This window comes from Rheinheimera sp. WS51 (assembly GCF_050936095.1).
Lineage (GTDB): Bacteria > Pseudomonadota > Gammaproteobacteria > Enterobacterales > Alteromonadaceae > Alishewanella.
Genome location: NZ_JBOTRC010000012.1, coordinates 53,769 through 60,243, shown reverse-complemented (window position 1 = coordinate 60,243; position 6,475 = coordinate 53,769). Strand labels below are relative to the sequence as shown.

General features: G+C 49.1%; 10 protein-coding genes. All 10 read right to left on the bottom strand.

Going from position 1 to position 6,475, the window contains the following annotated elements; all coding sequences use genetic code 11:
• Positions 1 to 490 precede the first annotated feature (490 nt).
• The 10 genes from ACRCA4_RS12775 to ACRCA4_RS12730 all read right to left on the bottom strand — a co-directional run bounded on the left by ACRCA4_RS12775 (position 491) and on the right by ACRCA4_RS12730 (position 6,469).
• On the bottom strand, positions 491 to 1,399 hold the full coding sequence (locus ACRCA4_RS12775; RefSeq protein WP_433189212.1) for a 3'-5' exonuclease: 909 nt from the start codon (positions 1,397 to 1,399) through the stop codon (positions 491 to 493).
• An 11-nt stretch (positions 1,400 to 1,410) separates the two neighbouring features.
• Positions 1,411 to 1,965 carry a recombinase family protein gene (locus tag ACRCA4_RS12770; protein WP_433189209.1) on the bottom strand — a complete coding sequence of 185 codons (555 nt, stop codon included), beginning with the start codon at positions 1,963 to 1,965 and terminating at the stop codon, positions 1,411 to 1,413.
• Entirely contained in the window at positions 1,962 to 2,699 is a 738-nt protein-coding gene (locus ACRCA4_RS12765; RefSeq protein WP_433189206.1) for a SprT-like domain-containing protein, read from the bottom strand. The genes ACRCA4_RS12770 and ACRCA4_RS12765 overlap by 4 nt, the downstream gene beginning before the upstream one ends.
• A 7-nt stretch (positions 2,700 to 2,706) precedes the next feature.
• A complete protein-coding gene (locus ACRCA4_RS12760; RefSeq protein WP_433189203.1) occupies positions 2,707 to 2,862 on the bottom strand; it encodes a hypothetical protein in 156 nt (51 codons plus the stop codon).
• Between the two features lie 224 nt (positions 2,863 to 3,086).
• Positions 3,087 to 3,329 (bottom strand): hypothetical protein, encoded by a 243-nt coding sequence (locus ACRCA4_RS12755; protein ID WP_433189200.1) that lies wholly within the window; start codon positions 3,327 to 3,329, stop codon positions 3,087 to 3,089.
• 11 nt (positions 3,330 to 3,340) lie between these two features.
• Positions 3,341 to 3,523 carry a hypothetical protein gene (locus ACRCA4_RS12750; RefSeq protein ID WP_348700901.1) on the bottom strand — a complete coding sequence of 61 codons (183 nt, stop codon included), beginning with the start codon at positions 3,521 to 3,523 and terminating at the stop codon, positions 3,341 to 3,343.
• Positions 3,524 to 3,945: 422 nt separating this feature from the next.
• Positions 3,946 to 4,323, bottom strand: coding sequence for a hypothetical protein (locus tag ACRCA4_RS12745; RefSeq protein WP_433189197.1), 378 nt, complete (start codon positions 4,321 to 4,323; stop codon positions 3,946 to 3,948).
• A 359-nt stretch (positions 4,324 to 4,682) separates the two neighbouring features.
• Positions 4,683 to 5,021 (bottom strand): hypothetical protein, encoded by a 339-nt coding sequence (locus tag ACRCA4_RS12740; RefSeq protein ID WP_286843390.1) that lies wholly within the window; start codon positions 5,019 to 5,021, stop codon positions 4,683 to 4,685.
• A 75-nt stretch (positions 5,022 to 5,096) separates the two neighbouring features.
• Positions 5,097 to 5,642: a hypothetical protein gene (locus tag ACRCA4_RS12735; RefSeq protein WP_286843392.1), complete on the bottom strand. Its 546-nt coding sequence runs from the start codon at positions 5,640 to 5,642 to the stop codon at positions 5,097 to 5,099.
• A gap of 32 nt (positions 5,643 to 5,674) precedes the next feature.
• Positions 5,675 to 6,469 carry a DUF2726 domain-containing protein gene (locus ACRCA4_RS12730; protein ID WP_348700903.1) on the bottom strand — a complete coding sequence of 265 codons (795 nt, stop codon included), beginning with the start codon at positions 6,467 to 6,469 and terminating at the stop codon, positions 5,675 to 5,677.
• Between the last annotated feature and the right edge of the window lie 6 nt (positions 6,470 to 6,475).

Here is a 6,475-nt window from a genome sequence, read left to right as displayed (position 1 = left end):
TCTGTGACCACAACTATGGACACAACCAAACCCCGGCCTATCGCGCTGCGTGTGACCAAAACCCTATGGGCACAATCCTACCCGGCCCGGGCCTCCACGGTGTGACCACTCCCCCCCGCCCCTCGCCTGCGAGGGGAGCGATTCGCCATCTGTCGTCAGGGGTGCGGGACATGCGGCCTACGGCCTCCCTTCCCGCTCCCCAGCCTGGGCGTTTGGGTCATTACAGCCGCGTCAAGGGGCCGTGTCCTCGCCTTCGGCTGTGGGCCGCACCTACCCCTTGACCCGCCTTCCATTCCGTCTGAAACAACCTCACAGCCCCATTCAGCAACCATCAGTACCAACACACCACGCCGGTACCTGGACAATCCGCATTGGCCACACCTGGTGGCCATCGAGGACACTACTTTGTGACCACCTACCCTTGGTCACAGATCCAGCTCGCCGGCATCACAATTCAGTGACCAAAAAAAAAGCCGCAAATGCGGGGTTTCTATTGCTCCAGAGCGGCCAGCTCGGTTTCCAAATTGCGCCTTATGTCAGCAATCGCTTTCACCAGTTCAACAGTGGTCAGGGTGTCCGCGACAGCTCCATGAGCAGTTCCCTGCCACGTTACCCCGGCAGAATATACAGCATTGGCCAAAGAGATTGAGCCGTGGCGGTTTGTCGGGCCAAACACATCGGCGGCCAGGTACATTGCGCAATATGTTTTCAGTTCGCTAACCCACTCTACAGGTTCACCGAACGCAGCAGCGGTTTGACGAAACATGCGGGTATCAAAATCAGAATTGAAGATAATCAGTGACCGGCCACAGAGGATTTTTCGCACCTGGGCCGACACTTCCGGCCAGGTTGGTGAGTTTGCTAGAGACTCGGCAGTTATACCGTGTACGCCCTCGGCTTCAGGATCTATCGGCACAGTTGGCCGTAGTCTCGTCTCAAATAAAATTGTACCCTGGGCGTCACTGATAGCCAGCTCCAAAATCTGAGCTTTTTCACCGAGGCCGGTTGTCTCTGTGTCCAAGAAAAGCGGGTTTTCACTAAGCCAGTGAACTGCCCTGCAGGACGCTATGGCTTCGTTGCTTTTCAACTTCGCCTTGATGGCCAAAATTGCTCTGGCACGTATTTGCTTCTCGCTCGGCGGTTTGGCACTACGGGCTTTCATCGGTACGCAATCAGAAATCTTATAAACACCAAACTCGCCGCCGTAACCGTTCTTGTAGAACGCCACCGGCTCGGCGTCAGGCTTAGGTTTCATTCTAAATTCATCCCGAAGGCGGCCTTTAGAAAAGCATTGATTCTTTTCGATGGCTTCAGCACGGGCCGCTTCCAACTCGTCTTTGCATGTTTCTTCCACATCGCCCCCTTTATTGGTCACGGAAACGCTTACCTGGTTGGCCAATATTGTGACCACTATTCCAGCTCTGCCAACGCTTTGTTCAGTGTTACCCGCGACACGTCGAAATGGTTGGCCACATCTGTTTTCGTCATTGTTGGATCGAGCAACATTGCTTTTGCTCTTCGCACATCAGCCTTGGTCATCTTAGGCTTACGACCACCTTTTCTGCCTCGCGCTCTTGCAGCGGCTAACCCCGCTTTAGTTCGCTCCCTGATCAATGTCCGCTCAAATTCGGCCAGTGCCGCAAAAATATGGAATACCAGCTTTCCACCGGCTGTTGTTGTATCAATAGATTCAGTCATCGACCGGAAGCCTATGCCTTTACCTTCCAGTTCGGTGATAATTTCAACCAGGTCTTTCAAGCTGCGCCCCAGGCGATCCAGTCGCCAGACAGTGAGCGTATCACCGGCCCTTAGCGTATCGAGGCACCTTGATAGTTCTGGCCGTTCTCTTGATGCACCTGAAAACGACTCCTGAAATATCCGCTCACACCCTGCTTTTTCTAAGGCGTCAGTTTGAAGAGCATTATTCTGATCCGCTGTGGATACACGTGCATAGCCGATATTCAATTGATTTCACCAAACTCTAAATCACAAGGCCCACACTTAATTGAAAGTGCAGGTTTCCCCCATACGTTCACCCCACAACCAGGGCATGAGTATTTTACTTTGTTCCGGCTGTCCTTCATTTCTTCCGGCAGAACGAACGACTCTTTATCGAAAAACTCTACTACCGCCGTGGTTAACTTCACGGCAGAGGTGCTAGGCAGATCATACGCCTGAACCAGCTCCGGTACTGGAAGGCTACAGCCTTGCGCGAACCGATCCACCCAGGGCAAATCGAAGCGGCCACCTGATACCAGTGAATCGCATTCCTTCAGGAAGCGGCCACCAGGTATCGGATAGTCACTCATCTTTTCGCCGGTTTTCTTACCGCCTGGCCTGCCTGTTGTGGACGGCATAAGCCCTACGGCTTCCATCATGTCAGCCCATTCCTTGTTGTGATAACCCCTCCGTCCTGGCTCGCCATAGCAAAACTGAAGTAAATGGCACTGCTCATGCACCAAGGTTTGAAAAACCTCTATCAACGCGGATTTACCCACGTAAGTTGGATTGATAGCGATTTCATGACAGGTCTTACCATGCTTGGATACCCACCGCTCCGGCGAGAAGTACCCCATCACGCCCTTCTGTCTCTGTGCGGTGAAAATAACCTGCGGCAACTTGCCGTCAAATAAGGAGCTGTTGAAATGCTCATAGGCGGCCTGTAGCGCCCCGTATAACTCTGACGTTGGCTGCATCATCTAACAATTAACCACGCTTTTTAAATACCACTATGCAGCCCACAACGATAACTAGAATCAATATTGCGAGTCCTGGCCAAAATAAATAATCATCGTGTGCTTTGGTTGTTGGCCAATCTGGCAATGTGGTTCCGCCTGCACTAGCAACCAAGATACTAAGCATTCTGGACATCCTACCTTTTATTTCTAAAAATGTTAGGCCACATCCCCTGTGGTTCACAAATATGAAGTGAACCATCGTCAGCAGTACGAACCTTATGTATTAGCCTCCCGCCGTTTTCGATATGTTTTTTTAATCTACCCAAACTGTCTGAACCCATGCCGTTGATGCCAGGGGCGTCAATGACGTAAAAACTCTCTTGAGACAATGTCTGTAAGTCGCTACAATTAATCATCCGTACAATCCTTTTCGTTTTTCTTTCTGAAAAGAAAATAGCCAACAGTCACTACTGAGACTACAAAAACAATTGCTATGAGAATTGCCGCATAGTTAATTTTGTCACCTACAGGCATTAAAATACGCAATAGCAAAGCAGCAATAAGCCCCACTAAGATTGCCCCGATTTCACCAAGATAACTACGTTTTTTACTATCCACTAAAACATTGTTATTATTGCTCGCTTTATTCATACCTATTTACCCTATTTGCTTTTAGAATTTCTGAGCCTGATCACAGCACGGCGCACAGCCGCAGTTTCACCGTCCACGTTCATACTCTGTTGCTGTTCCTGGGTGTAAACCCGGACATTCTTTGCTGACGGCAAAGAACGAATGAAGTCCACAAGACTTTGTGTATTTTCAGACACCACACCGTTTCTTGTCATGGCCACGCCTCCTGTACCCTAGTTACTTGTCAAAGCCAAATCGTTTTACTGTTTCCATGAATTGTGGGTCAGCCTCAAGATAAGCCGACAACAGTTCTCCATGACTAATGTTGCCCCGATTGAGAAAAATTTGATTCTCGATTTCCGAGTTCATAAATTTAAGCAGTATGTTGTATTTGTACTCTGTCATATTTGGAAAATTATTCATCGACGCTTTCCTTGTTGGCTGACGTAAAGAAAAGGCACCTATACTTTACATAGATAACTTTACGCGAAACTTTACAATAATCAAGTAAAAAAAACCGGAATATTCTCTCCGGCTCAAAACGTAAAACAAACGGTCGTTAACTTTACAATCCGCATTGGTCACTGAAGCAGCTCGCCGGCAAGCTGGATCTGTGACCAAGGTTAGCTGATCACAGTTAGGCGTCCTCGATGGCCAACCCATGTGACCACTTGAAAGTATTAGTCAAGTGATACAGGTCATCATCAAGCCGCCTCAGCGCCTTTTCCAGCGATACCAGCCGCCCATCCAGCTCGTCGTACTCCTTACCCCGTTCAATCGCACTTAGCACAGCCTGCTGCTTTTCAGGATCAGCACCAATGTACTCGAACTGCCGCCCCCGCTCATCGGTCGCGGGTCTTACTATCCGAAGGTACCGGCCCTGTTTGTAATTCGGTGTTCCGTAATCAATACCGGCCTTTTTCAAAGCCTTTTGCTTAACCTTCAGGCTTTCGATTTCCCTAACAACCGCTTCGTACTGAGCTTGTATTGATGCTAATGATTTTAAGACTTTCATGCTTCACCGCTGGTCACAAATAAAAAATAGCTCAACAAAAACTGTGACCATTATAGCCATTGGTCACACAAAGCGCAACCAGGTTATTAATATTGTGACCATTTATTTTTAATGGATTATTCTGGGGTTCTGGGCTGCTCGGTCGGTCGCGTCGGTCGTGGCAACCGGCCAGCCGGGGCGCGAACCAGGGCAAGGGTTTAAGCGTAGCGTCCCTTGCGCTGGATCGAGTTTCGGCTAGGTTCGCCACACAAAGACCGGCGTGGCTGGTCGAGTTGACCAGGAAGGGCTGCTTGGGAGTGAGCTGAAGGAGTGGCTTTTGTTTAGGGTGGCCCGGTGAGGGCAAAACGGTAAGTTTCGGTTCAAATGCCCCCGCCAGTCCATGTTGTAACCAAAGAGCTAAAGTCAAACCCTCTTCTGACGGGTATGGCTGCGCGCTCTTCACATTTTGTTGCAGGGTGACAGCGGTGGCGAAAAACATGGACATACCGGGTCCAGGTAAACCAAAGAAAGCGGTGACGCTCATCGGTCGTATACATATACATCCAACACTCATGATCGCTTTCTGTATTTAAAGCAACAGTAGGATCGGGCAAACCTTTATTAATGCGGATTTTTGCCAACTGCTGCCACAAAAGCTTGTGTTCTGGATTATCAGGCATAACAACCTGCAAAGTCAGTTTCACAGCTTCTTTAGACATACCAACGCCTACATTTGCGGCTGGTTTGGAGCGCAGCGGAAAACCAGTCCGCCAACATGTACTTGTTAGGCAATTTCATTCACTCCACTTGGCCTTAATGTGTTTGCCCGAGCCCTTTCCAAAGCTCTTTCGATCGAGCATTTTTGCTTTAAACTCGAAGTCTTTGCTGATTTTCACAATGAGAAGCTTGCTGAAATTACCGGCCCGTTTCACTAGCACAGCATTGTCTGACTTAAATGGGCTAATTGTTTTGATTTCGACGAAATCGTTTCCCAATTTGCCATCAGAGCCTCGTGTATATGGCTTATGCCTCTTGATTCCGTATTTAGCTTCACCGTATAGCTCGCCAAGCTCTCCATAAATTGGCAGATGCCGACCTGTTACTTCGAAGTAATTTCGGGCGCTTTCAACCAATTCACCTAACAACTCCCAAAGCTCTAGAGTTGTCGGGTTCTTTGGCTCACTATCAGAATCCCAGCCCGCTTCATCGTCAATAAAATCCTCGATGTTATCCCAATCGCGATGCTCCCAAGGGTTATAGCCACAGGCAGCAGCATCCGCTATCTGCTCTGGGCTATAGCCCTCATTATGCATATCGTGCAGAAAGTCCCAGTCGCTCATATGTTCCTCTTGCCTAACATCCTCTTAGGAGATCAGCTTGATAGCGGTAAGTCTTCCGGCCATGCGAGAAACTTACCGAACCTTTGGTGAGATTTTTCTTCTCCACCCATGTTTACCCCGAACTCAGTGAGCCGGTATTCGTCGCCAATCTTTTCAACGTACATTGAATCTACCAGCTTCTGCATGAACTCATCAGTTGAGCAACCATGCTTTTTTGCCATTTTCGACGTTGATATTTTGGAAGGCTCCGGTGTGCTGTCCATTTTAGGTGGATATACTGGTTTACCCATAGTGCCCACTGGCGTGGGTTCTGGCGCGGGCACTGGTGCAGGCTTGCCCGCAATGGCGGCGAGAACCTGGGAGCGCAGATCGTCTACCACATAGCTTCGGCTGTTCTTCACTTCCAGCAATGTTACGTTTGCCGCCTGGCAAGCGGCTCTGACAAACGCATCACGTTTAGCCCTATCTGCTCTCTTATGCGAAGCGTCATTCAACTCGATGCAGCAGGCAACGCTCATATCATCTTTCCGGCAAACCACAAAATCAAAGTGCTTCTGCTGGATCTTTCCTCGCATGATCAAAGCCTGCTTTTTCTCAAGGCCTTTGCGCACCTTCAGCACATCACCAATACGCACTTTAAACGTTACCACGTATCCGCTTGGGATAACTTGCTCCAGGGTCGAATAGAAAAATCGCTCAGCGGCGGTCAGCAAAGGGCCAGCAGCTTCGTAAGGGTAGCTACTAGAACGTGCTGAAGTTGCTATAAGGAATACAAGAAAAAAAATGGCCGCGATCAACAATGCGGCCAACAACATAAACATATCCATTAACAG